We start from the raw sequence: 23443 nt of genomic DNA, 5'->3' as shown, positions 1-23443 counted from the left end.
GATAAACGATTGGATGCGGGTGCGGGTAACGTTGTGCTGACTGAAATGCGAAAGATCCGGTTGCGCGCTCGTCATACCGCGCTTTGGACGGCATTTTCGCTTACCTTTCTGCTCGTATTCGTCGGGCAGGCTATTGCCGCCGAGAATGTCCCTGCTTCCAATACTGATTCGCTGATCTCCATACATGAGGGATTCGTAGACGAGAAAACCTGCACATTATGCCACTCCAATGAGGCCGCGGCATTTGCCAAATCAGAATCACGCCAAGGCGATGGCCATCGCCAACGACAAGACAGTGCGGGCGGATTTCAACAAAGCCCGCTTCGAGCACGATGGCCTTGTTTCAACGTTTTTTCAGCGAGACAAGCGCTTCTTTGTCCGCACCGAGGGCGCTGACGGCCAGCAGGCAGAATTCGAGGTCAAGTATACTTTTGCCTACGAACCGCTGCAGCAATATCTCGCCGATACCGGCGGTGGCAAGCTGCAGGCGCTCGACATTGCCTGGGACACGGAAAAACAGCGATGGCTCTGGCTGGGCGAAGGCAAGCCGGCAAAACCGGGTTCCACCTATCACTGGACGGGCCCGTTCTACCGCTGGAACCGGACCTGCATCGACTGTCATTCAACCGATCCCCAGATCAACTTCCAGCCAGCGACGAAGGAATACCGGTCAACTTATGTCGCGACCAGCATCGGCTGCCAGTCCTGTCATGGCGCCGGCGCGAAACATGTCGAGTGGGCGGAGGCTAGGCAGCAGCCTGCCCTGACGACCATAGGCCCCGATCCAGGACTTTCGAAGCCTGATGCGAGCGCTTGCTTTGGCTGTCACTCGCGACGGACCAAGCTTCTCGGCGGCCAACAGGCCGGACGGCCGTTTCTCGACCAATTCTCCCCGGCGCTACTCCGGCCTGACCTCTATTTCCCTGACGGGCAGATACTCGACGAGGTATTCGAGTACGGCTCTTTCCAACAGAGCAAGATGGCAACAGCAGGTGTCACCTGCCTCGATTGCCATACGCAACATGAAGCCAAACTCAAGGCGCAGGGCAATGCCTTGTGCACCCAATGTCATACGAAATTGCCACCGGAGCGCTTTGTGAAGTTCAATCCGGGCGGCGATTTCGACACCCCCGCCCACACGCGTCATGCGACGGGGTCATCGGGGTCGCAGTGCACCAATTGCCATATGCCTGAGCGTACCTATATGAAGGTCGACCCGCGGCGCGACCACTCTTTCGTCGTGCCGCGTCCTGACCTGTCGGCCGCTTATGGCACGCCGAACGCTTGCACCACCTGCCACCAGGAAAAGAGCAACGCCTGGGCGGCCGACACCATGGACGTGTGGTATGGCAAGGCCTGGCGTGAGCGCAAAACAACTGCACATGCTTTTGCGGGCGCGGCACAGAACCATCCGCAATCGATCGAGGCATTGCGCAAGATCGTCGCCGACGGCGAACAGGCGGGCATCGTCCGAGGCAGCGCGGTGGCCGCGATGAGCCGCGTCGGCGGACAAAACATCGCTGCCGACATAAGAGCGGCAGCGGAAGATCCGGAGCCACTCGTCCGGCTTGGGGCAGCAGAGGGGGCCGCTAATCTGCCACCGGAACAACGGCTGGATGCAATAGGGCGGCTTCTTGCCGACGACACGCGCGCCGTGCGCGTTGCCGCTGTTACCGCTCTCGGCAGCACCCCCTCCCTCGATTTGCTTGGCGATGCGAGAAAGAACTTCGACACAGCCGTCGAAGATCTGCGTGTCTATGTCCAGGCCAATGCCGACGTTGCGGAGACACAGAACAATTTTGGCACCTTTCTTTTTGGTCAGCAACGCGCGGGCGAGGCCGAACAAGCGTTTCGCCAGGCAATCGACCTCGATCCGGCGCTTTCAGGTGCACGCATCAACCTAGCCGAACTCTACCGCGCGACGGGCCAGAACGAAAAGTCCGAACAGGCCTATGCCGAGGCGATCGCGGCGTCACCCGATCAGGCTGATCTCCGCTATGGACACGCTCTGTCGCTCGTTCGCCAGAAAGCCCTGCCAGAAGCGATCGGGGAACTGGATGAGGCTGTCCGGCTTGACCCCGGCAACAGCCGGTACAAGACAACGCTCGCCATTGCGCTGGATTCGGCCGGGCGTACCGGGGAAGCCCTCGCGTTGCTTGATCTTGCGGTTGCAGGTGGAGAAACCGATGCCAGTCTTCTTGGCACGGCCATCCAGTATGGGCTGAAGCTTCGCCGCTATCCCGAAACGTTGAGATATGCCGATGCACTGGCTCGGCAGCGCCCGGACGACCCGCAACTAGCCGAGCTGATCAAGCAGTTGCGCGCTGCAACTGGAGCCAACTGAGATCAACAACAATGAATGCAGGCGAACGCAGCAGAACAGGTTGACGCTGCAATCCGAAAGGCTATAAAGGCCTCCGAATAAACATTCGGTAGCAAACCGCTTATTGCCGAAATGATCATGAACCAGATCATCAAGTTTTTTCAACAGGTTGGAGGGGTGGCCGAGCGGTTTAAGGCACCGGTCTTGAAAACCGGCGTAGGTGAGAGCCTACCGTGGGTTCGAATCCCACCCCCTCCGCCATTTCACACAGAGCGCTGTTAGTTTCCAATCCGTTTTTGAACTAGGAAGGCTGCCTCGTCTCCATACGGTTTATGCATCGGCGTTGAGTTCGATGTCTCTTGCCAACGATGGCCTGGACGAGCTGTAACCGCCTGCTGTCGAGCTATGGCTGCGTCGCCTCTTGCGTTCTGGATGAGTATGAATAGAATCTTTTCTGGCAGGATATATCGGGTTCGGGCAGGCCCCGCCAGTGGCGGTTATCGTCCAACCCATCCCGGAGAAACATGTGAGCGGTGGGTTGATCGACGAGCAGCCGGCAACCGGGGACAAGCCCCAACGCCGCCCCTACCTGCGGTGGCCATTCATTGTCATCATCGTCGGGCTGGCCCTGCCTGCCGCCATTTACGCGAAGCTCACCAGCAATGTCAGGCAAATCGAAGTCACCCGCGAGGATCTCGGCGACGCCCGCCCGGCCAAGGCACCGACCGCTGCGCTTAACATCCTGGTCGTCGGGTCGGACCAGAGAGACGACAAGTACGCCGGGAAACGTGCGGACATTATTATGCTTGTGCACATGTCCCCCACGCGCAACGAGGCGGCCGTGATCAGCTTTCCGCGCGACTCGCTGGTGGAGCTTCCACCCTGCCGCTCCCGGGAAAGGCGGCCGGGTCAGCAACGGCGCATCGGCATGATAAACTCGTCATTCAGCTCCGGCGGTATCGGCTGCACCTGGAAGACCGTGGAAACGCTCACTGGCATCCATATCGACCATTTCGTCACGGTTGATTTCATCGGTTTCAAGGGCATGGTGGATGCGATTGGCGGAGTGGACCTCTGCATCCCTGAGCCTATCCGCGACGAATACGTCCAGTTAGACCTGCCCACCGGGTGGCAAACGCTGCTTGGAGAACAGGCGTTGGGGTACGTCCGGACCCGCCATAGTATTGGCGACAGGTCCGACATCGGCCGCATCCAGCGCCAGCAGGATTTCGTGGCGGCCATGGCGAAGAAGACGCTGAGCAGCTGGACTCTGATCAACCCGGTGCGGCTGTTCGGCTTCCTCAACACTGCTACCAAGTCTATCACCGCCGACCCCGGCCTTACGCTCGGCGTGATGTTGGACCTCGCGCTTGCTACCCGCAGGCTGTCGTCCGACAAGGTTCACTTCGTCATCACGCCATGGCGCTACTCCTCGACCTACCCCGGCCGGGTGGAATGGCTTCAGGGACCGGCCAAGAAACTGTTCCGGTTGATCGCCGCCGACAAGCCCCTCACCGGGACCAAGGTCAGGCCCAACTCACCCGAGGCGCCGCCGGCAACGGCACCCTGCCCGCCAGTGAATTCCGTCCTGTAAGCCAAAACTCCCGGCGCAAGGAAGCGTATCAATTGAATGCATCCCGCGCCAAACACGGCCGCATGACGGCCTTCCCGCTATTATCGAGTGCTTGAGGGCTTTCAGAGACTGCCCTCTTCATGCTACCGCCACTTTTCGTTGTTGTTGGTGGAACTTGATGCCGCATAGAACCCCCGGGGCATTAAGTATATAGCCCATCGTTCAACACCACCCTGTTACGATCCAGAGAAAGACCACATGCCCATGACGATAGCGAACTCCCAAAAGATAACCGCGTGGGAAGACGTCACGGCCGCGGTGGGTAATTTCCGTCTCGCTGCGCTTCTCGGTTGGCAAGATGTGGCGCAGCGCTATCGCAGATCGAGTGTGGGAGCTTTCTGGCTCACTATCAACATGGGTGTTCTCATCGGTGCACTGGGTCTCATTTTTGGAACGATTTTCAGGTCGCCGATGTCCGAGTTCCTGCCGTTCATCTGTGTCGGCCTGATAATGTGGGGCTACTATTCCCAGTTGATCAATGAGGGCTGCCTAAGCTTCATTTCCAATACGGAAACAATGCTTCAACTGCCGTTGCCGTTTTTCACATACATCCTCAGGACATGGTGGAGAAACTCGATAATATTATTCCATAATATCGTCATTTTTCCCGTAGTTCTTTTGATATTCGGGAAATTTATAAGCTTCAATGCCTTGCTTGTTATTCCAGCATTCTTTCTGGTTTCTCTGAATATGCTGTGGATGATGGTTATCCTGTCGGTGATATGCACTCGCTATCGCGATTTGACACAAATCATACAGAACATCATGCAAGTTGGTATGTACGTTACACCGATCATGTGGCAACCCCATCAACTACCCGCCGACAAATCAATTTTGATACTTGATTTCAACCCCTTCTATCATCTCATCAGCGTCATCAGAGATCCCTTGCTTGGCGGGACTGGTACGCTTCTCAATTGGGGCGTCGTCGTCGTCATGGCACTTGCCGGATGGACCGCTGCTCTCCTCTTCCTCAACCGCTTTCGCTCACGCGTTACCTATTGGTTATAAAAACAGCCCAACGAATTCGCGAAGGTGATCATGACTTCAATGACTCTCGAAGATGTCACTGTAGATTTTCCCATCTACAATGCAAAAAGCAGGTCTCTCAAGAACCAGGTGATGAGCCTGGCAACCGGAGGCACGATTGGGTCCAACGCTGACGGTCATGTCGTCATCAGAGGGCTGGAATCGATCAATATCTCTCTCAATGATGGCGACAGGCTGGGGCTGATAGGTCACAACGGCTCTGGAAAGACCACGCTTCTGCGGGTGATGAGCGGTGTTTATTATCCTTCGGGCGGACGCATATCGATTCAAGGAAAATGCACATCCTTGATCAATATTTCGCTGGGAATCGATGCCGAGGCGACGGGTCGCGAAAACATCGGAATTCGCGGCGCTCTCCTAGGGTTCACCAAACGGCAAATGGCCGAGAAGCAGGCAGAAATCGAGGAATTCTCGGAGTTGGGTAGTTTTCTCGACATGCCCGTGAGGACATACTCGACGGGTATGCAACTTCGCCTGGCATTTTCCATCTCGACCGTCATACAACCGGAAATCCTGATCATGGATGAATGGCTGGCCGCGGGCGATGAAGGATTTCAGCACAAAGCAAACGAACGCCTGCACGAGCTCGTCAACAAAACCAAGATCTTGATTATCGCCAGCCATTCTAAAGACCTGCTTGTCAAGAACTGCACCCGGATCGTCTGGCTTGAACACGGAAAAATCAAAATGGATGGCGATGCCGAGACGGTTGCGAACGCCTATTTCGGCCGATCATAGCGCTTTGTCGTCGAAGGTCCGTAGGCATAGCCGGTTCGCGCCGGACCGGCCGTTCAGGAGTGTTCCGAAAATCTGCACCTACCTATTTTTTTGACCATAATTCACGCTGGTTTCACGCTGGAATGACACACGGGTTGTATGTCCCTGTAATCCAGCCAGCCCATCTGGCTCCAAATTGGGAGCAGAATAGTGTACAACTTCCCGGGAATAAGCGTTCCTGTTTACCCGCGAGGGCTGCCAATAGACGCAGATATGTTGCCAAAGTTGCTTTTTGTGCCAAACTTGGAACGGGAGCCTAAGCGTAAACAAGATAAAGCAACTTACGAGGCTCCTCGGGGACTAACTCTGATGGACCGCAGTCAGCAGAGCGAAGCGGCTTATCGCATGTACCTTATTGGACCCTTCGCGATCACTGATCCGGAGGGGAAGGTTCTGACGCCAAAATCCCAGAAGTCTCAAGCGATCCTAGCTATGCTGGCTGTCTCCCTTAGGGGATCACGTTCAAGAGTATGGCTCCGTGACAAACTTTGGAGCGACCGGCCGGAGGACCAGGCTTCCGCCAGTCTTCGCCAGGCATTACTCGATATCCGTAAATGTCTGGGTAATGCACGCGATATCCTCGTGGCTGACAAAAACACCGTCTCGCTTCGCATGGACTGCATACGGCTGGATATCGATGAAATCCTTGCCGAGGGCCACATAGCGGGAGATGACGAAGTCGCAGCCGAACATTTTCTCGAAGGCGTCGACGTCAGAGACCCAGAATTCGAGGAGTGGCTGACACTGGAGCGTCAGGTGTGGCAGCGTCGTTACGATGAAGGGCAGCTTCAGCATAAATTCGAACCAAAGCTGGAGTTTGCGCGTGAACAGCGGGCACCAACTCCCCTCGTTCCTTTGACGGCCAGCAATCGGGGTAAGGATGATGGGACTGCAAATGGGCCATCGGACGATACGGCTGGTGGCTCGGGTTCCAACGTCAGTTCGAGACAATGGGTGGTCGCGATCTTGCCCTCGCGCATCGCCGGACAAGGCGAAAATGGGCCGATTCTGGCATCGGAGGTTACGAGTCTCATCGCAAAGTCACTCGTTGAGGGAACCGATATCCGTGTCACTGACTTTTCCTTCGGCGGAGGACCTTGGGCGAATTCGTCGAACGATGTTGGACTGGGCAGCGAAATCGCACTGGCAACGCCCATCGGCATACAGCTGGAACTGACGCTCACCAGTCAAACTGTCCTTATCGTGGCGAGTATTCTGCGTTTGGCCGATCATAGTCTGATCTGGAAAGATAGTTGCGTAGTCGATCAGCGACTGCTCGAGAGAGGTGAAAGCAATCAGTTGCATGCGCTCATCAATCATCTGATCGATGAAGTCCATGGCAGCTTTCTCTTCCGTGCTGAAGGCGGGAAACTGGAGCGCGAAACAACTTTGGTCGAGGCGGTCAACTCTATTTTTCGATTGTCCCGGGAGGATCTCGATAGAGCGGAACGCATCCTTCATAAAATTGCTGCTGATCGGCCCTCTTCCTCTGTCTATGCATGGCTTGCCTTTATCAGGACCTTTCGTGTTGGGCAGCGTTTCAGCCCCTATGACTCGACAATAATCGAAGAAGCCGAATTCTACGCCCGCAAGGCATTGGAGCTGGATGTCAACAATTCCGTTGCGCTCGCTCTCGTTGGGCACGTCCATTCATTCTTATTCTGCGAATACGACTATGCGGCCGGACTGTTCGAGAGAGCGATAAGGATCAATCCCGCTCAACCACTCGGTTGGGATCTTTACTCCATGTTGCATTGTTACGCTGGGCAGCCTGAAAAGGCGATGGCCATGGCTAACTGGGTCCAGAACCTGGGGTTCTACAGCGTGCACAAATATTATTTCGACACGACGAAGTGCATCAGTGCGGCTCTGGCCGGCGATCACGCAGCCGCCATTGCTGCTGGTGAAGACGCGCTTAGGATGCGTCCGGATTTCAATTCCCTCCTGCGCTATATGGCGGCAAGCCATGCACATCGGGATGAGATGGAATTGGCGGGAAGGTATGTAGAACGCCTCGAGGCTGTCGAACCGAATTTCTCGATCGAGTCCCTCAAGGACAATCGCTACCCGCTGTTGAAAACTGGGGGAGGCAAAATGCTGATCGCCGGGCTTACCAAAGCCGGTGTCAAGCTCCGGTAGTTCTTCCTCAATCAAAATTCGGTTCGAAGATGAAGGATACGCGAAATGGTCGACGTTGCTAAGCAATCACCGCTGATACAGTTCCTGAACAGTTTTCGATTTGAGGTCGATGCCGATCACGTATCGCCCTGCCCTCCTTTGCCGTTCGTCACAATTGACCCGCAATCGGGCCAGCCTGCAGCAGATGGGGCCGGTGTCGCTAGCCCGCAGACGCCGCTTGCGGGAGCCGCTTTCGGGAGCGGCGGTGTTGCCAACAAGACGGTGTTGAACAAGTCCTCGCTGAACAAGAACAAAAACAAGAACAAAACCTCATTCGGCGGAATCAGCACCGGCAATGCACAATTGATACCGTCGTTCCAGTTGCGCAGGCTGCACCAGCAACCTTCCCGGAACGCCTTTACGGCTGCCGCCCGGTTCACGTGGGAAATGCTCGACATTACTCCGCCACCGGGGCCGGATTTCAGCCGCCTTGAAACCAAAGTTCTTCTGTCGATGCAGAAGCGCGACCGCGAGCGAGCCAGACGACTCCCGGATATTCAACAGGAAGCCTCGCTATCGGTCGCCGAGTTTACACGACCTCTCTATATCGAGAACATAGCCGGGTTCGAACAGACCGAGGGGCTTTTCCAGAATATCCTGACCGCGTGCGAGTATGTTGGGCTGATTTACAAAAATAAGTTCAATCGGTTGCGGCCCAGTCAGTTTGAACCGCGCCTGCGGCCGCTCCTGCCAGTTCCAGCGCACGAATCCTTCCAAAGCAATCATGCATTCCAAGCCTTTTCCATTGTGTTTGCATTCAACACCATCCTTCCCGAGCATCCCGCGACCGAGGAATTGGCGCGAATTGCCCAAAATGTCGCAGAAAATCGTGAATGGGCCGGCCTTCATTATCCGAGCGATACGAAAGCAGGACGTGATCTGGCCCGCCGATTCGCTCCCTATCTGAGAGATGCGTTCGCCGCGACGTATAATGCGGTGCACAAGGAATGGGTGTGAAGAAGGTGCATTCAGCTTCAGTGATTACTCTAGAGTGTAAATGAGGTTACAGATGGCGCTCCTCCAATCCGACAACACAAAGCCTGCACCCGCCGGCTATTATTATCTCTGGCATTTGGCTGCTTTGGGCGTGATTACCGCGGACTTCGGATCCTCGAGTGGTCCGATACCATCCAATAATGAGAGTGCCCTGCGCGCCACGCCTTCTCCTGTTATTTCCGGTTCAGTCTGGGACACCATTGCCAACGTGGCTACGGTTTCACCCGCGCGAGTGGCTCTCATTGATGTCGGGATATCTCCAGATCATCCGAACCTGACAACTCGAATCGATCAAACTGCTTCCATCGACCTGGCAACGCACAGATACGGTGCGCGTGCGTTGGACATCCTCGACGATACAGACAGTACGTACAAGGAGGAGAAAGAGGCATTTTTCACCGAACTGGATATATCCGGACTCGGAAACCTCGGACTATCGGTTGATGACAAGGAATATCTGGACGACATTGTGGCGGAGTATGCTGCCTCGTACGGCGTCGTGCGCCGGATACTGGATTCGAACACCATGTTCGCAGCTCATGGCACCGCATGCGCCGGTTTGATTGTGGCCGAGCCTGCCGCCTTGCCATCGGAGGGCGGCACACACCCATCTCCACCAGAAGACATCTTTACGAATTCCGATCTCGACCGAGACCCATCCCAACAAGAATCCCAACCTGTTACCTTACTTTGGTGCTGATCCTGTTTCGCGCCTCGTTAACATTACGACGTCGTTCGAAGAAAATGCTGTGCAGTTCATAGCTGCGTTCCTTTATGCATATTCGCAGAACGTTGACGTTATCGTCATGCCCCGCGGCATACCCGATCCGAAACGAAGCGCCATTGAGCCGAAGAACGAATTGAAGGCCGACCTGGAGCGCTGGGCCAATCGTGATGCTGCGGATCTGTTTGCGCGTATCGCCTTGGCGGAACAGGGACCCGGGGAACTCGAGCCCAAGGCAACGCAGCCGGCCTCCAACCCGGACCGCATGTGGAATATCCTGAAACAGCTGATTATCGGTGTGAGCCGAAAGATTCCGGTGATTTGCGCTGCCGGCAATAGCGGCGAAAGCCAGCTAATCTATCCAGCGAGCCTCGCAGCTCCCGACAACGGGATTATCGCCGTCGGTGCAGTCACGGTTGAAGGTTTCCGGTCCGGCTACAGCAACTATGGCGAAGGCCTGACTCTCGTTGCGCCTTCTGATGATGGCGAGGTGTTCAATCGCCATCAACTGCGGATCAATCGTCTATCGCCCTTGATCGCCAAGCATCAGTATAGCCCGGATACCGGGAAAGAATATTGCTATTCCCACCTCAGTCTATTGAGCACGGACCTTCCAGGAGTTTTTGGTTATGATGAGGGAAAGGCCCCTTGGTCCACACTGCTCCCCTCCGCAAATAATCCCGGCGTTGGGGGTGGTTACTACACCAGCTTTGGCGGCACGTCTGGAGCTGCAGCCTTGGTCGGGGGCGTTGCAGCTCTCGTTCAACGGGCCCATCGTGCCGTTCACGGTGGATCAGGTAAATTAGACGGGATAGCTGTCAAGTCCATCCTCGAGGAAGCGTCCAGCCGAAGCAGCAATGTCGGTCCGGGTATTCGTACTCTGACACCTGACTGCATGAATGGGGACCACGAAGATGTCATCGATCCCAGGTACTTTTTTGGAGCGGGACTGCTCAATGCAGCCAAGGCCGTCGGTGCAGTGCTGAACAGTTGACGCGAGCTCGACAAAAACACCCAAAAGGACCCGTTCGCGGGTCTTTTTTACGTTTTGCCCTGCATTTTTGACGGTGCCTTGACGGTCAGACAGCGCTCTGGAGACGCCCCCCCGGTAATATTCTCTCAATGCTCCGGCAATCCAATCGATCCGGAGATCAAAGTCTGCAGGAGGGAAAACCGATGTCAACAATTCTTACAAGAAAATACCGGTGGTCATCGTTTGCCAGATTGATCAAGCGACCGAGATTGCCGACCGGTCTTCGCCTTTCTTACACGAGGCTGAAAGCAACAGTGGAGCAGGAGATCCGTATTATTCATCTTTCGATCCTGGCTCCGGTGCACAAGCCTGCTTTTCAACCGTGTCCGATTGTCAATGACCCGAAGGGACAATCCCGTTCGCAGCGGACCTGCCGCGGCAGTTCCCGCTATTTTCGATGAGATCGTAACGGCAGCAAGGTATCGCCGGACAATTCATGGAGCTCGACGAACATGGTTCTAATGAGTGAGCTATCGACAGACGACTGGGAAGCACTGAAACGCCTGTCACAGGGCGAAACCATCCGGCGAATAAACGATCAAACGGTTAAACGCCTGGCAGCCATCGGTGCACTGCAAAGTAAGAGGGGTGAAATGGAACTCTCCTACGGTGCAATACAACTCTTGATCGAACGCATGGCGCGCATCAGCCGCGCGCGAACCAGCAACAGTCAAACGTGGTGCAATTGAAATTCAATGTTGCGAACCTGTGTCAATGAGAAACTGGGGATAAGAAAATGTCAGGAATTATGTATGAACGAATACCGGAAGCCGATCATGCCGTTTACAATCGGCATGCGGCGGCCCGCCGTGCAGCGTTCCACATTGCATCGACAGAACTCCGTCCACAACGGACCCTTGCCATTATTGACGGACGTACCATTGCTCGAGAGCACCTTTCGCGAGGACTTCTATCCAATGGGCTTGGACTGCGCATGGCCACATATAGCTCTGTCGAAGATATAGAGACATATGAAGCGGAGGCATTTTCGGTCATCCTTCTATGCGTGGGCGACTCCCGATTCATGGATAACTCCATCGTGCTGGAAATCGGGGCGCTTGTTCGCAGATTTCCGAAAGTCCCGGTTATTGTGCAGGCAGAACTATGCGGACTGCAGCAAATCCTGGGCGTTCTCCAGCAAGGTGCACGTGGTTACCTTCCGGGCAACGCCGGAATATCAGTGTGCGTTGAAGCAATATCGATGGCGTTGGCAGGAGGTGTTTTCGTCGCGGCTGAAAACCTGAACGATATTCAACGCATCTTCGGGGCCAGACGGCATCAGTCCAAGCGTCTGGAAATGTTCACACGACGGGAACATCAGGTCATTGACGTCCTGCGGCAGGGAAAAGCAAACAAGACGATTGCCTATGCCCTCGGGCTTGCTCCAAACACGGTGAAAGTTCACATGCGCAATATCCTAAGAAAGGTTCGGGCGACGAACCGGGCAGAAGCGATTTACAAAATCAACGCCCTGTTTGAGGAAATTTCTTAAAGCGTCGTTCAGCAAATAGAACGCTGTTAGGGGCGACGGGGGCCGCTCCTGCACCTGACCCTCCCTCTTGTGGAGGGTCCTTTTTTGAGTGCGGCACTTATGGGCAAATTTCATAAAATTTTGGAACCATCGGGATCGTTGCGCGTTGTATCTCTGCCAGGATGGCATTGGACAAGTTCCAAAAAGTATCCTGACACGAGGCTCAGTATAGTCCACCAAAACGGGCTACCTGGGCCTCACCTGTCATCACGGGCAATGGGGTTACGATTAATTCCTCTAAATTGGATCGAACAGCGCTTCCAGACGTTGAGCGAATTCAACCAGAAGGACGTCAGCTATGAACGCAGCCAATCTGCAGATCGAAGGTCTCTGTCTCGCCATTGCGTCGATAAACCGGTTGCTCGTGGCCAAGGGGCTTGTTTCGCAAGACGAGTTGGACGTCGCGTTTCAGAAAGCCGAGGCGACTGCCCATGGAGATAATCGTTTTGCCGAAGACCTGTCGCCGTCCAACCGGGACGCTGTTTGCTTTCCTATCAGGATCCTCCAGATCGCCAACGATACCGGAGCAGAAAAACCTTGGTCCTTCTCGGAATTGACCAAACTCGTTGCGGAGACCAAAGAACCGTACAATGATCAGCTCTAGGTGGCTTCTTAATCGGCCGTGCAGGGCCAACTGCCGGGAGTAGACAATCCGGCCGGTAGCTTCGTTGACGTGTCGCCACACGCAAGATCGATTTGTGACTGTTGCAGGCCTTGCGCACCGGACAAGTCCACCCCCTCTACTCTGGTGCGGAACATGAATGCACCTTCGAACACTGGCTTGCCTCCCATCGTGGCCCCTGTCAGGTCAGCGCGCGAAAGGTTCGCGAGGAAAAACCGTGCGTCTGTCAATATTGCCTTTTGGAAATTTGCCCGCCCAAGCTCTGCCTTCTCAAAGTTTGCTTTCTTCAGGCTTGCTCCGCTGAAATCGCCGCGCTGAAATTCCGCACTGGCGAAAGATGCGCCATCGGCAGAAACATTGGTGAAATTTGATCGATAGGCTTCAACCCTGGTAAAATTGGCATTCTCGGCTTTGGCACCCGCCAAGGACGCCCGCATCAAGCTGGCCTTTTCGAAATTTGCTGAGTTGACGTTGGAATTGCCCAGATCCGTTGCATTGAAATCGGTTCCGGTCAGATTGGCTCCTTCCAGATTGCTCCCCGGAATGATGATGCTTTTCTTGTTGCATTCACTCCAGTCAAGGCCTGGCGAAGCCATGCTGCCGCAATCCGCTGCCGCCGCTGCCCCACACCCATATGTGGACGCGGCGGTTGAAACAACCATCACGAAAGCCAGGGACATTATTGTTCGCATTGCTGAAAAGACTCCTCGTTAATCGGGAGAATGGCGCCTTGCCGACTGAAATTCAATTCGGATAATTGCGCGGCGCAGATATTGTGTGATGCGGCTCGACTGACCCCGCCGCACCTATGCCTGATGGCCGCTAATGTCAGAACCCGCGTTGGGCGAGAAACGCCTGTTCCAGATCGTCGCGGTGAGCGAGATTGCCGTGACCACTAGAAACGCCACGGAAAAGTCGCCAAGCTTGGGGTCCGTGTGATCTTGCACAAGCATCGAGGTGTTCAGGGCCAGTGCGCCGACGCAGATACCGAGCGAAAGCATCAGTTGCTGGAAGGTCGTATAGAAGCTCGTTGCCGAACTCATCCGCTCGCGATCGATCTGGTCATAGGCGACAATATTGTAGGCGGTGAACTGGAACGACATGAAGAACCCGCAAAAGAACAGGATCGTGAAGATGAGCCAGATTGGCCAATCCGGACGAAAGAACGCACAAAGCGCGTAGCCAAGCGTTGAAATCCAGCCGATGACAGTCAGGCTGTTGCGGAAACCGTATCGTCTCAGGATTTTGCCGGCTGTCGCCTTCATCAGCATCGATCCAAGCGCCGTTGCAACCACGATGCCACCAGCCGAAGCGGCCGAAAGCCCGAACTGCAGTTGCAGCATGAGCGGCAATAGAAATGGTTGTGCGCCCTGCGTGATGCGGGTCAGCGAACCGGCCATGACCGACTCCTTGAAACTTGGAACCCGCATCAGGGAAAAATCGAGGATCGGTGACGGGTGATTGCGCGCGTGACGCAGGTAGGCTGCACCGAAGACAAGTCCGATAGCGATGAGAAGAATGGACGTCCCCGCCTCGCCGCTTCGACTGGACATTTCGAATCCGAACAGCAGGGAACCCAGCGATACGCCGGAAAGAAACAGTCCGAAGGTGTCGAACTTGCCCTTCGATTCACCCTTGAACTCCTCGATGTATATTGAAACCAGGATGAACCCGAGAATGCCGATGGGAACATTGATATAGAATATCCAGCGCCAATCGAGATAGGTGACGATCAAGCCGCCAACTGGCGGTCCGAGGATCGGGCCGATAAGCGCGGGCACAAGCAGCCATGACATGGCCGCAACGAAGTCCTTGCGCTGGACGCTTCGCATCAGGACGAGACGCCCGACCGGCATCATCATGGCGCCGCCAAGCCCCTGGATCAGCCTTGCAACCACCAGAAATGTGAGGTTCGGCGCTTGGGCACAGAGAATCGACCCAAGTGTGAACACAGCAATCGCCGTGCGAAAAACCGTACGGGATCCAAACCGGTCTGCCACCCGGCCGCTGGCAGGAATAAAGATCGCCAGGCTCAGGAGATACGATGTCAGCGCGATACTCATCGATGGCGGGCTGACGCCGAAATCGCGCGCCATTGTCGGCAGCGCGGTCGCAAGGACTGTTGCATCGAGTTGCTCCATGAACATGGCGCTGGCGATGATCAGAGCGATTAATCGAAAATTTGGAGCCGGGTTTTGAGTCGCTCCGATGGGAGCGCTCGGCTGGCCGGTAGCGACCTGACAAGTCTGGTCTGACATCGCTGGAATAGCTCTCGATGGCACGGTCGGATCCAGTGGAGGCAACCGCAGATAGTAAGCACTGTTGGCTTGGATGAGCGGGATATAATCCTCGACGCTGGCTATGGCCATATGTCTTTTCGCTTTTCTGCATGGCGCGACAAAAAGGCCTCAGCTCACAACTCCGGGCCAAAAATTCGGCCCGCGCCTCTTTTCTGGTCTCTCATTTCAATCGGGTCCGGTGCCGGGAGGACAAGAATTTTCAAAAATCCGCCATCTCCAAAATAATATGCCTCTTCATACACTACCAATTCAGTAGAGTATTGGCGTCAGGCAGCCCTACGAGCTCTGCCGACACATTTTGATCAATGGGAGCGCACAATGCCTAAGACAGAATCAAACGCCATTACGCTCGGCACAAAAGCCGCTGACTTCATCTTGCCGGATGCGGAAGGAAAACTTTACGAGCTTTCGAGCTTCTCCGAAAAGCCCGCTTTGCTCGTCGCTTTCATCTCCAACCGTTGTCCGTTCGTTGTGTTGCTGCGGGAAGCGCTGGCACAGTTTGCGCTCGAATATGCGCCGAAGGGATTGCAGATCGTCGCCATCAACAGCAATGACGCGAAGGCGCATCCGGAGGAAACGCTTGCGCGCATCGGCGAGGAAGCCGCCAACTTCGGCTATTCATTTCCATATCTGAAGGACGGGTCACAGACCGTTGCCAAGGCCTACCGCGCCGCCTGTACGCCCGATCTGTTTCTCTTCGATGCGGAGCGCCGTCTCGCCTATCACGGTCAGTTCGATGATGCGCGTCCTGGCAACGGCAGGCCGGTAACAGGCGCGGATATCAGAGCCGCTGTCGATGCTGTGCTTCTCGGCCAGAAGCCATCTGACAAGCAGGTCGCATCCATCGGCTGCAACATCAAATGGCTGGAAGGCAATGAGCCGTCCTCGCTCTCTCACGCTGCTTGAGAATTCCGAAACAACGGTCAGACCCGGCAAGGGTTTGACGTTTCGGCTTCGACTACCGGAGAACGCATGTCATCTGATCGTTTAAAATCCACCGGCAATGATCCGCTGCATTTGCAAGCGGATGTGCTGGTGCTTGGCGGCGGTCCTTCCGGCGCATGGGCGGCGCTGGCGGCTGCAGAAGACGGAGCTCGTGTTGTCCTCGCTGACAAGGGTTATCTTGGCACGAGCGGCGCCACGGCTCCGTCCAACACCGGAACCTGGTGCGTACCGCCGGGTGAAAATCGTGGCCAGGCTGTCGAGCGGCGCTGGCAGCGCACCGGCGGGCTTGCCGATCAGCGCTGGATGCTGCGCTGCGTCGATCAGGCTTACGAAAATCTGGTGAAACTTTCCGAGTGGGGTTACCTGTTTCCGCACGAAGATGATGGCCGGCTCTACATCGCCAATCTTCGCGGCCCGGATTACATGCGTTTCATGCGACGGCGGGTGCTGGAGGCCGGTGTCACCGTGCTCGATCACCACCCTGCCCTTGAACTTCTGTCGAATGGTGATGCGATCACAGGCGCTTCCGGCGTAGACCGGCAGCGCAACCGCGACTGGAGTGTAGAGGCAAAAGCCGTTGTGCTCGCCACAGGCGGTTGTGCTTTCCACGAGCGTATCCTCGGCGCAACCGGCCTCACTGGCGATGGCTACCTGATGGCTGCGGAAGCCGGCGCGCATCTTTCCGGTATGGAGTTCACCGGGAAGTACACGCTTGCCCCCTATGAAACGTCGCTCAACAAAGGCCTGCCCTACAGGTGGGCTACATTCTACCGCGAGGATGGCTCGCCTCTTCTCGACGCAAACGGTGAACAGGTTTCCAACGGCATCGGCGAGCGCGAGAGGGATATTGCGAAGGCGCTGATTGACGGTCCGGTTTTTGCCCGTCTCGACCATGCCGAGCCCGCCTTGCAGGATTGGCTGCGCCGGGGCCAGCCCAATTGCTTCGTGCCACATGACCGTGCCGGTATCGATCCCTTCACAGAGCTGTTTCGCATCACGTTGCGGGCCGAAGGCACGGTACGAGGCACCGGCGGCATCATGCTCGCTACCGCCGATTGCGGCACCGGAGTCCCCGGACTCTACGTGGCCGGCGACGCAGCCAGCCGCGAGAACATGACAGGGGCAGTGTCGGGCGGCGGAGCTGTCAATTCGTCCTGGGCGATCGCCAGCGGCTGGTGGTCAGGCAAAGGTGCTTCAACCCACGCGCGTAAATCGGCACGGAAAGCCTTCCGTTCCGTATCGAAACCCCTCGGCGAAGCGGGACTGCGACCGGCCGGAAACGCTCGTGCGGACCTGCGCACCGCTGAAATCATCGAAGCTGTTCGCGCCGAGGTCATCCCTCTCGAAAAGAATTATTTTCGCGATGGTACAACCTTGCACACCAGCAGCGAGAGGCTGGAGAGCATTTGGAATGATGTGCGTCAGCATCTCCACGCCGAGGGCGTGGACCGCGTGCGCAGTCGCGAAACCGCATCAATCACCGCTTCGGCGCGCTGGTCGCTGGCGTCCGCACTCGCGCGCAATGAAAGCCGCGGTATGCACCGGCGGGCAGACCGCCCCGGTAATGATCCGGCATTTGCCCGCCGTATCCTCGTCAGCGGTGTCGATGCGATCAGTATTGGCGAAGCGCAAATCAGTCGCGAGGGGATCGCGTCATGATTGAGATTGTCTCCGCAAGCCGTTGTATTGAATGCGATATCTGTGTGAAGGTTTGCCCCGCGAATGTGTTTGACGCGGTGCCGGATTCGGCGCCGATCATAGCGCGCCAAGACGATTGCCAGACCTGCTACCTCTGCGAAATCTATTGTCCCGTCGATGCGTTGTACGTCGCGCATCGCGCGGAAGGCCACTTTCCGATCACAGAAGCCGAGGTCGAGCAACGCAATCTGTTTGGCAGTTATGCGCGCGCGCTCGGCTGGAAACGCGGCAAGGCTGGCGGAACCGAACATGATCCGACGCACCGCATTCGCGTCGCGGCGGTTTGAAGGAGAATACAGATGGACCGAATTGTCGTCTCCGGTATCAGAAAAACCTTCCAGCTCAAGCCGGGTCAATATGTGACTGTCGACGGTGAGGAGACCGATCGCATCACTGTCCTCGATGGCGTCGATCTGAACATCCGCAAGGGCGAGTTCATCACGCTGGTTGGTCCGAGCGGCAGCGGCAAATCTGTCCTGCTCGATATCACCGGCGGGTTGACACAGGCGAGCAAGGGCATCGTGCAACTGGATGGCACCACCATCACCAGGCCCGATCCCAAGACTGGTTATGTGTTCCAGCAATATGCGCTCTTCCCTTGGCGCACCGCCCTGTCGAACATCGAATATGCCTTGGAAGTGCGTGGCGTACCAAAGCGCGAACGCAGCGACCGCGCGCGATATTTCCTTGCTCTGTTCGGACTGTCCGGCTTCGAGGATCGCTATCCCAATCAGCTTTCCGGCGGAATGCAGCAGCGTGTGGCCATCGCCCGCGCCTTGGCGAGCAATCCCGAAGTGCTGCTTATGGATGAACCATTCGCAGCGCTCGATGCGCAGACGCGCGAAATCCTGCAGAGCGAACTCCTGAAGATCTGGGAGAAGATCAACACGACCGTGATCTTCGTCACGCACTCCATCGACGAGGCGATTTATCTCGCCGACCGCATCGTTGTGATGACCGCCCGTCCCGGCACGGTGAAGGAAATCATCGATATCGATCTGCCGCGCCCGCGCGATGGCGACATTCGATCCAGCACGGAATTCAACGCACATCGCGCCCGCGTTTGGGAAGCACTGCGTGATGAAGTCAACAAGGCGCAAAAGGATTGGGCGCTGTCGCCTGCCTACGCCAACTAAAGATCCAGGGAACGGAAACATGGCCTATATCAGTGAAAAACCCGGCATTGGCATCAGGCTGCCATCAATTGCATCGACCAGTGCTACCCGGCCTACCCGCAGGCACAAGACGGCGCGCGGTGACGGCACATTCAGCTATGGCCTGCCCTTGCTCATCCTGTTTTTCCTGTTGTGGGAAATCGCACCGCGTCTCGGCTGGCTCAATCCCATCTTCTTTCCTCCGCTCAGCGATGTCTGCCGCTCATGGATCGGCCTGGCCGAAAGTGGCGTCCTCGCCAAGCATATCGGCATCAGCCTGCAGCGGGCAGCGATCGGCTTTGGATTGGCGACAATTGTCGCTGTTCCGCTCGGGTTTTTGATGGGGCGTTATTCACTTTTCGAAAAGGTCTCCGATCTGCTGGTTCAAACCCTCCGCAACACATCGCAGTTTGCCTTGCTGCCGGTCTTCATCCTGCTTCTCGGTATAGGCGAAGCGTCCAAGATTGCGATCACCTTCTACTCGTCGGTGTTCTTCCTGCTGGTGAACACGATCAGCGGCGTCAAGGCGGTCGATCCGCTGCTGTTGAAAGCGGCCCGTTCGATGGGAACATCAGATGTGGATCTGTTCCGCAAAGTCATCCTTCCGGCGAGCATTCCCTCCATCGTTGCCGGCGCGCGTCTCGCGGTGAAATCTTCCATCTTCGCGGTTATCGGCGCCGAGATGCTCGCTGCCAAATCTGGCCTGGGTTACCTCATCCAGCAATCGCAGCTGATGATGGAAACCGGCGATATGTATGCCGGCATTCTCACCATGACACTCATCGGCCTGATCGTGAATTACCTGCTGGTCTGGTTTGAGCGTTGGGCGACCTCGTGGAAGGGCCAATCCGACACCTCACCGCACTGAAACCTCTGCTAAACGCCAACGAAGGAACCCATATTATGACAATTTCAAACAACGGCGTTTTGCGCCGGACCCTGATAAAGACCATCGCCGCCTCGCTGCTGGGTTTGACAAGCTTCGCCCTGCCCGCCATCGCACAGGAAAAGCCGGATGTCATTCGCATCGGCAGTACCGCACCCGGTCACCTGAAATTCATTCTCGCCCAGCATGATGGCTGGCTGGAAAAGGAATTTGCCAAGGATGGCATCAAGGTTGAACTTGTGACCTTCACCGGTGGTGGTTCCGAGGCAACAACCGCCCTTGCCACCGGCGCTATAGAGGTCACCTACACCGGCAACAACCCTGCCCTGCGCGTCGCTGCATCGGGCGCCGATGTCAAGCTGATAGGTATCTCCAGTTTCGTCAAAACAGGCGGCTCGGCAATCATCGTTCCGACGAACTCGCCGCTGAAAACCGTCGCCGACTTGAAGGGCAAGAAGGTTGCATATCTCGCCGGCACAGTGCGTCACTCGAATTTCAGCAAGGCGCTGAAAGCCGCCGGCTTGAAGACCGACGACGTTGAATCGCTCAATCTGCCATTCGAGGCGTCAGGCCCTGCACTGTTGCGTGGTGACATCGACGCAATCGTGGAAACGGACAGCACGGCGGCAAAACTCGTCGACACCGGTCAGGCACGCATTCTTCTCGATGGATCGGAGCACCCCGAATGGGCCGTGCCGAACGTCATTTCGGTCAATGGCGCCTTTGCGGAGAAATATCCAGATCTGGTCAAACGCCTGCTGAAGGTCGATATCCAGATTTCGCGCTGGGCCGACGCACACCCGGAAGACACGATCAAGATTTTTGTCGATGAAACAAAGTCCTCGGAAAAATCCGTTCGCAAGACCTACAAGAATGGTGTGTTCTATCAGGACCCGAAGATCACCGACGAAGCGCTCAATTCGCTCAAGGAAGAAGAGAAGTTCATGGCAGAGGCAAAGCTTCTGAAAGGAACGATCGATTACGGTAAATGGGTCGATACCAGCTATCTCGACGCTGCCTACAAGGAACTCGACGCCAATCAATAATCCGCGAGCACGTTGACAAATCCGGTTGCCGGGCCTGAATTGCGGGCCCGGCACTTTGATATCTGGCTGCACAGCGTCGTGGCCATCCCGCATGAAATATACTGAGGTTATGAAATGACGACTGCACTATCGGACGGCGAGGAAACAGCCGTCACAGCGCGGCAACCGCGCCTTGTCGCTCTCGTTGTTGCAGTCGCCTTCTTCATGCAGATGCTGGACGGGACGATCATCACAACCTCCCTGCCCCAGATGGCGCTGTCATTCGGCATCGAGCCCGTGGCGATGAGCATCGGCATCACCGTCTACATGCTGTCGATGGCGGTCTTCATCCCTATTTCCGGCTGGATGGGCGATCGCTTCGGCGCTCGCAATGTCTTCATTGCTGCCATCGCTATTTTTACGATCGCCTCGCTTGTCTGCGGTCTGTCGGAAACGCTTTGGCAGTTCGTCGGCGCGCGTGCCGTTCAGGGCGTGGGCAGCGCCCTGATGACGCCGGTCGGACGTATGATCGTGCTGCGCAATGCGGAGAAGTCCGAGCTTGTCTCCGCTATCGCGCTCATCACATGGCCTGCGCTGTTCGCGCCGGTCATCGGCCCTGTCCTTGGCAGCTTCATCACCACCTATTTTAGCTGGCACTGGAACTTTCTCATAAATATACCGCTCGGTATCCTTGGTGTTCTGCTGGTCCTCAAATTTGTTCCGGACCAGCGTGAAATATCGGTTCCGAAGTTTGACATGAAAGGTTTCGCGCTCTCTGCGGCCGGTTTGGCGCTTGTCCTCTCCAGCCTTGAATCCTTCACCCATGGCATCCACGCGTTCTACATCGCCGTCGCAATGCTTGTGGGCGGTTCGCTGTTGTCGGTCATGGCGGCCAGACATTTTCTGCGCGTAAAAAACCCTCTGCTCGATCTGTCAGTTTTCAGGATCCACACTTTTGCCATCGCCACGGCAGCCTCCGGAACAGCAGGCCGCGTCTCGATCAACTCGGCGCCGTTCCTGTTGCCGCTGCTGTTTCAGGTTGGCTTCGGCTTCAGCGCCATCAGGACGGGCACTTTCATCCTGGTCTATTTCGTTGGCAATCTTGGCATGAAGGTCGTCACCACGCCGCTACTCAGGCGGTTTGGCTTTCGCTCGATCCTTTGCTTCAACGGTCTGATCGCAGCGCTGTCCCTCGCCGCCTGTTCGCTCCTATCCGCCGAAACGCCCGAGATCATCTCTTTTGCGCTTCTGCTCATTGCGGGCCTGTCGCGTTCGATGCAGTTCACGGCGCTCAACACATTGACCTTCGCAGACATCAACGCTTCACAGCGTAGTTCTGCGTCGACCCTTTCCAGCATGCTTCAACAGATGTCGATGCTGCTTGGCGTTGCCATCGCGGCCATGGTCCTCAACTTGTCGCAAATCGTTCACGGCAATGTCACCACATCATTGATGGATTTTCGCGTGGCATTCTTCGTCGTCGGCCTTATCGGCGTCGTGTCTGCTCTTCGTTTTCTCGAATTGCCATGGAACGCCGGGGCTGAAGTCTCCGGCCACGCAAGGAAGGCCTGACGCCGCTTCAGTCCGCTAGCTTGGTGACAAAATCGGCATTGCCGCGCAACGTATTGCTGACGGTACAGATTTCTTCAGCAGCCTCGACGATCTCATGCTTCGTTGCGCTATCGAGCTCGCCATCGATCTCGATGGAAATATCGAAGCGGGCAATGCGCGACGGCCCGTCATGCGCCTTTTCGCCCGTTACGTGCACCCGGACTTCGCCGAGCCTGTCGGCAACGCCGAGGCGGCTGGCGGCAATGCGTGCGCTCAATGCAATACACGCCGACAGTGAACTATACAGCAAATCGATCGGGCTGAAGCCGGGTTCGGAAACCGAGGTAACAACGCCGATCTCGCCTCCCGTCTCCGATGTGACGAGCGGCAGCTCCTTGGGCTGGAGCACGGACGTCGCGCCTACTGCGCGGGTCCTGATCTTGAGTTCCGACATTGGATGATTTCCCGACTTTAGATGCCCTGACCCTACTCAGCGCGCGTGCGAAACGCTACCGCTTTGTTCCTTCTCGAGCGCTCTCATCGCCGCGAACAGCACTTCCCGATCCCGCTGATGGGCCTCAAACAGAGCTATGAAGGCAGGATTGGTAATCTCGTGCGGTTTCGGAGCCGCCTTTGCACGAAGCAAACTATTGTCCGCGGCAAGCCTCGCGGCTGCAACGCGCTGCTTCGCCAAGTCAACTGGAGAGCGGAGCTGCGGCTTTCGACGCGACGGCGCGGTTGATCGAGCTTCGGGTTCTGCAACTAATGATTGCAAGAACTGTCCGCTGTGCTTATCAACTGGCTCCACTTGTCTGTCCATTTTAAGTTACGCTTTTAGTGTCAGATATTTTCGTCAAGCATAAATCCTGGCTCCCCCAAGCAGAACGTACCGGGACTCAAAATTCTTGCCGATATGAGTAAACAATTCCGGTTTTTGGCCGCTTGTAGAAAACCAATTGCGGCAACACTGTTTAGTGCTTGCTGCAGGCCGATTCGCTTCCCGATCAGCCGCCTCGA

20 protein-coding genes, 1 tRNA gene and 1 pseudogene are annotated in these 23443 nt (G+C 56.2%); 19 read left to right on the top strand and 3 right to left on the bottom strand.

Annotated elements, in window-relative coordinates:
• Window positions 1–45 precede the first annotated feature (45 nt).
• The 12 genes and pseudogenes from N8E88_RS27235 to N8E88_RS27180 all read left to right on the top strand — a co-directional run bounded on the left by N8E88_RS27235 (window position 46) and on the right by N8E88_RS27180 (window position 12849).
• Window positions 46–2344, top strand: a pseudogene (locus N8E88_RS27235) (tetratricopeptide repeat protein).
• A gap of 150 nt (window positions 2345–2494) precedes the next feature.
• Window positions 2495–2584, top strand: a tRNA-Ser gene (locus N8E88_RS27230).
• Window positions 2585–2861: 277 nt separating this feature from the next.
• Entirely contained in the window at window positions 2862–3917 is a 1056-nt protein-coding gene (locus N8E88_RS27225; RefSeq protein ID WP_262293302.1) for an LCP family protein, read from the top strand.
• Between the two features lie 297 nt (window positions 3918–4214).
• Window positions 4215–4967: an ABC transporter permease gene (locus N8E88_RS27220; RefSeq protein WP_262293301.1), complete on the top strand. Its 753-nt coding sequence runs from the start codon at window positions 4215–4217 to the stop codon at window positions 4965–4967.
• A 30-nt stretch (window positions 4968–4997) separates the two neighbouring features.
• Window positions 4998–5744 carry an ABC transporter ATP-binding protein gene (locus N8E88_RS27215; RefSeq protein ID WP_262293300.1) on the top strand — a complete coding sequence of 249 codons (747 nt, stop codon included), beginning with the start codon at window positions 4998–5000 and terminating at the stop codon, window positions 5742–5744.
• Window positions 5745–6092: 348 nt separating this feature from the next.
• Window positions 6093–7922: an SARP family transcriptional regulator gene (locus N8E88_RS27210; protein WP_262293299.1), complete on the top strand. Its 1830-nt coding sequence runs from the start codon at window positions 6093–6095 to the stop codon at window positions 7920–7922.
• Between the two features lie 45 nt (window positions 7923–7967).
• Window positions 7968–8918, top strand: coding sequence for a phosphatase PAP2 family protein (locus N8E88_RS27205; RefSeq protein ID WP_262293298.1), 951 nt, complete (start codon window positions 7968–7970; stop codon window positions 8916–8918).
• 52 nt (window positions 8919–8970) lie between these two features.
• Complete coding sequence (locus N8E88_RS27200; protein WP_262293297.1) at window positions 8971–9657, top strand: hypothetical protein; 687 nt, start codon at window positions 8971–8973, stop codon at window positions 9655–9657.
• A gap of 49 nt (window positions 9658–9706) precedes the next feature.
• Entirely contained in the window at window positions 9707–10675 is a 969-nt protein-coding gene (locus tag N8E88_RS27195) for a S8 family serine peptidase (protein WP_262293296.1), read from the top strand.
• Window positions 10676–11166: 491 nt separating this feature from the next.
• Window positions 11167–11403 (top strand): hypothetical protein, encoded by a 237-nt coding sequence (locus N8E88_RS27190; protein ID WP_262293295.1) that lies wholly within the window; start codon window positions 11167–11169, stop codon window positions 11401–11403.
• Between the two features lie 47 nt (window positions 11404–11450).
• Window positions 11451–12206, top strand: a complete 756-nt coding sequence (locus tag N8E88_RS27185; protein ID WP_262293294.1) for a LuxR C-terminal-related transcriptional regulator — start codon at window positions 11451–11453, stop codon at window positions 12204–12206.
• A gap of 337 nt (window positions 12207–12543) precedes the next feature.
• On the top strand, window positions 12544–12849 hold the full coding sequence (locus N8E88_RS27180) for a hypothetical protein (RefSeq protein ID WP_262293293.1): 306 nt from the start codon (window positions 12544–12546) through the stop codon (window positions 12847–12849).
• An 8-nt stretch (window positions 12850–12857) separates the two neighbouring features.
• On the opposite strand, the gene N8E88_RS27175 is transcribed toward N8E88_RS27180, so the two are convergent.
• Together N8E88_RS27175 and N8E88_RS27170 are read right to left on the bottom strand one after the other, a co-directional pair.
• Window positions 12858–13547, bottom strand: a complete 690-nt coding sequence (locus N8E88_RS27175; RefSeq protein WP_262295653.1) for a pentapeptide repeat-containing protein — start codon at window positions 13545–13547, stop codon at window positions 12858–12860.
• Window positions 13548–13673: 126 nt separating this feature from the next.
• Entirely contained in the window at window positions 13674–15125 is a 1452-nt protein-coding gene (locus N8E88_RS27170; protein ID WP_410010707.1) for a DHA2 family efflux MFS transporter permease subunit, read from the bottom strand.
• A gap of 360 nt (window positions 15126–15485) precedes the next feature.
• Between N8E88_RS27170 and N8E88_RS27165 the strand changes: the two genes are divergently transcribed.
• The 7 genes from N8E88_RS27165 to N8E88_RS27135 all read left to right on the top strand — a co-directional run bounded on the left by N8E88_RS27165 (window position 15486) and on the right by N8E88_RS27135 (window position 22447).
• Window positions 15486–16073: a thioredoxin family protein gene (locus N8E88_RS27165; RefSeq protein ID WP_262293291.1), complete on the top strand. Its 588-nt coding sequence runs from the start codon at window positions 15486–15488 to the stop codon at window positions 16071–16073.
• A gap of 66 nt (window positions 16074–16139) precedes the next feature.
• Window positions 16140–17771: an FAD-dependent oxidoreductase gene (locus N8E88_RS27160; protein ID WP_262293290.1), complete on the top strand. Its 1632-nt coding sequence runs from the start codon at window positions 16140–16142 to the stop codon at window positions 17769–17771.
• Complete coding sequence (locus N8E88_RS27155; protein ID WP_262293289.1) at window positions 17768–18097, top strand: 4Fe-4S binding protein; 330 nt, start codon at window positions 17768–17770, stop codon at window positions 18095–18097. Before N8E88_RS27160 ends, N8E88_RS27155 begins: the two co-directional genes overlap by 4 nt.
• Before the next feature lie 12 nt (window positions 18098–18109).
• On the top strand, window positions 18110–18946 hold the full coding sequence (locus N8E88_RS27150; protein ID WP_262293288.1) for an ABC transporter ATP-binding protein: 837 nt from the start codon (window positions 18110–18112) through the stop codon (window positions 18944–18946).
• A 19-nt stretch (window positions 18947–18965) separates the two neighbouring features.
• Window positions 18966–19832, top strand: a complete 867-nt coding sequence (locus tag N8E88_RS27145) for an ABC transporter permease (protein WP_262293287.1) — start codon at window positions 18966–18968, stop codon at window positions 19830–19832.
• A gap of 35 nt (window positions 19833–19867) precedes the next feature.
• On the top strand, window positions 19868–20896 hold the full coding sequence (locus N8E88_RS27140) for an aliphatic sulfonate ABC transporter substrate-binding protein (RefSeq protein WP_262293286.1): 1029 nt from the start codon (window positions 19868–19870) through the stop codon (window positions 20894–20896).
• A gap of 114 nt (window positions 20897–21010) precedes the next feature.
• The gene (locus N8E88_RS27135; RefSeq protein ID WP_262293285.1) at window positions 21011–22447 is read left to right on the top strand and encodes an MFS transporter; all 1437 of its coding nucleotides are present in this window, start codon (window positions 21011–21013) and stop codon (window positions 22445–22447) included.
• A gap of 7 nt (window positions 22448–22454) precedes the next feature.
• On the opposite strand, the gene N8E88_RS27130 is transcribed toward N8E88_RS27135, so the two are convergent.
• Window positions 22455–22880 (bottom strand): OsmC family protein, encoded by a 426-nt coding sequence (locus tag N8E88_RS27130; RefSeq protein WP_262293284.1) that lies wholly within the window; start codon window positions 22878–22880, stop codon window positions 22455–22457.
• Window positions 22881–23443 lie beyond the last annotated feature (563 nt).

Origin of the sequence: Phyllobacterium zundukense (assembly GCF_025452195.1) — a bacterium.
Taxonomy (GTDB): domain Bacteria; phylum Pseudomonadota; class Alphaproteobacteria; order Rhizobiales; family Rhizobiaceae; genus Phyllobacterium; species Phyllobacterium zundukense_A.
Note: the sequence above shows the minus strand (reverse complement) of the source record. Positions and strands in the feature narration are given on the sequence as shown.

Coding starts and splice junctions, on each gene's coding strand:
- N8E88_RS27215 (WP_262293300.1), top strand. CDS start 4,998: ATGACTTCAATGACTCTCGAAGATGTCACTGTAGATTTTCCCATCTAC.
- N8E88_RS27210 (WP_262293299.1), top strand. CDS start 6,093: ATGGACCGCAGTCAGCAGAGCGAAGCGGCTTATCGCATGTACCTTATT.
- N8E88_RS27205 (WP_262293298.1), top strand. CDS start 7,968: ATGGTCGACGTTGCTAAGCAATCACCGCTGATACAGTTCCTGAACAGT.
- N8E88_RS27200 (WP_262293297.1), top strand. CDS start 8,971: ATGGCGCTCCTCCAATCCGACAACACAAAGCCTGCACCCGCCGGCTAT.
- N8E88_RS27190 (WP_262293295.1), top strand. CDS start 11,167: ATGGTTCTAATGAGTGAGCTATCGACAGACGACTGGGAAGCACTGAAA.
- N8E88_RS27185 (WP_262293294.1), top strand. CDS start 11,451: ATGTCAGGAATTATGTATGAACGAATACCGGAAGCCGATCATGCCGTT.
- N8E88_RS27180 (WP_262293293.1), top strand. CDS start 12,544: ATGAACGCAGCCAATCTGCAGATCGAAGGTCTCTGTCTCGCCATTGCG.
- N8E88_RS27175 (WP_262295653.1), bottom strand. CDS start 13,547: ATGTCCCTGGCTTTCGTGATGGTTGTTTCAACCGCCGCGTCCACATAT.
- N8E88_RS27170 (WP_410010707.1), bottom strand. CDS start 15,125: ATGTCAGACCAGACTTGTCAGGTCGCTACCGGCCAGCCGAGCGCTCCC.
- N8E88_RS27165 (WP_262293291.1), top strand. CDS start 15,486: ATGCCTAAGACAGAATCAAACGCCATTACGCTCGGCACAAAAGCCGCT.
- N8E88_RS27160 (WP_262293290.1), top strand. CDS start 16,140: ATGTCATCTGATCGTTTAAAATCCACCGGCAATGATCCGCTGCATTTG.
- N8E88_RS27155 (WP_262293289.1), top strand. CDS start 17,768: ATGATTGAGATTGTCTCCGCAAGCCGTTGTATTGAATGCGATATCTGT.
- N8E88_RS27150 (WP_262293288.1), top strand. CDS start 18,110: ATGGACCGAATTGTCGTCTCCGGTATCAGAAAAACCTTCCAGCTCAAG.
- N8E88_RS27145 (WP_262293287.1), top strand. CDS start 18,966: ATGGCCTATATCAGTGAAAAACCCGGCATTGGCATCAGGCTGCCATCA.
- N8E88_RS27140 (WP_262293286.1), top strand. CDS start 19,868: ATGACAATTTCAAACAACGGCGTTTTGCGCCGGACCCTGATAAAGACC.
- N8E88_RS27135 (WP_262293285.1), top strand. CDS start 21,011: ATGACGACTGCACTATCGGACGGCGAGGAAACAGCCGTCACAGCGCGG.
- N8E88_RS27130 (WP_262293284.1), bottom strand. CDS start 22,880: ATGTCGGAACTCAAGATCAGGACCCGCGCAGTAGGCGCGACGTCCGTG.